Here is a 1,247-nt window from a genome sequence, read left to right on the forward strand (position 1 = left end):
CCCTACACCCACACCCACGGCGACTACCCGGCCGGCCTCCCCAGCCTCCGCCAGGCACTGGCCGACCGCTACACCGCCCGCGGCGTCCCCACCATGCCCGAACAGATCATGGTCACCACCGGGGCCATGGGCGCCGCCTCCGCCCTCTGCCACCACCTCGCCCCACGCGGCGAACGCATCGCCGTCGAACACCCCTCCTACGCCAACATCCTGCAACTCATGCGCGAGTCCGGCGCCCGCCTCGTCCCCGTCGCCATGGCCGCCGAACACCGCGGCTGGGACCTCACCGCCTGGCACCAGACCCTGCGCGCGGCCGCGCCCCGACTCGCCTACGTCATCCCCGACTTCCACAACCCCACCGGCGCCCTCGCCAACGAGGAACAGCGCCGCGACCTCGTCGCCGCCGCCCGCGCCGCCGGCACCCTCCTCATCGCCGACGAGACCATGGTCGACCTCGTCCTCGACCCCGACACCGCCGCCGACATGCCCCGCCCGGTCGCCGCGTTCGACCCCGCCGGCTCCGCCGTCATCACCCTCGGCTCCGCCAGCAAGGCCATCTGGGCCGGGATCCGCATCGGATGGGTCCGCGCCGCCCCCGACATCGTCCGCCGCCTCGTCGCCGCCCGCGCCTACGCCGACCTCGGCAGCCCGGTACTCGAACAACTCGCCCTGACCCACCTGCTCACCACCGACGCCTGGCACGAGGCCGTCGCCGACCGCCGCGACATCGCCCGCACCAACCGCGACTCCCTCGTCGCCGCGCTGCGCACCACGTTGCCCGACTGGGAGTTCACCGTCCCCACCGGCGGCCTCACCCTGTGGACCCGCACCGGCGGACTCTCCGGCTCCCGCATCGCCGAAGCCGGCGAACGCCTCGGCGTCCGCGTCCCCTCCGGTCCCCGCTTCGGTATCGACGGCGCCTTCGAAGGCTACGTACGCCTGCCCTTCACCGTCTCCGGCCCCCTGGCCACCGAAGCCGTCAACCGGCTCGCCGCGGCCGCCCGCATCGTCGCCGGCACCCCGCAGAACGCCAGCGCCCCCGGCAGCCTCGTCGCCTGACAGACCCCGGCCGCGCGCCAGCCGAGGACAATCAGTCGAGGACAAAAGGCAACGACGCCACCCGGTGGTCGAACGACGACGGCACCAACACAGGCTCCCCGCACGCCCGCACCCCCGGCAACCGCGTCAACAGCTCACGGAAGAGGATCCGCATCTCCAAGCGTGCCAACCCCGCCCCCAGGCAGAAG

Annotated in this window: 1 protein-coding gene and 1 pseudogene; one reads left to right on the top strand and one right to left on the bottom strand. The window is 73.8% G+C overall.

The genetic code is table 11. The features are described from left to right. On the top strand, window positions 1-1,059 hold a 1,059-nt coding region (locus tag FNX44_RS26980; RefSeq protein ID WP_143651583.1), incomplete at its 5' end, for an aminotransferase-like domain-containing protein. A 31-nt stretch (window positions 1,060-1,090) separates the two neighbouring features. On the opposite strand, the pseudogene FNX44_RS29335 reads toward FNX44_RS26980, so the two are convergent. Beyond that, window positions 1,091-1,247: pseudogene (locus tag FNX44_RS29335) on the bottom strand (cytochrome P450); the annotation flags it as partial.

Origin of the sequence: Streptomyces alkaliterrae, from assembly GCF_007097205.2 — a bacterium.
In the GTDB taxonomy this organism is placed as follows: Bacteria; Actinomycetota; Actinomycetes; order Streptomycetales; family Streptomycetaceae; genus Streptomyces; species Streptomyces alkaliterrae.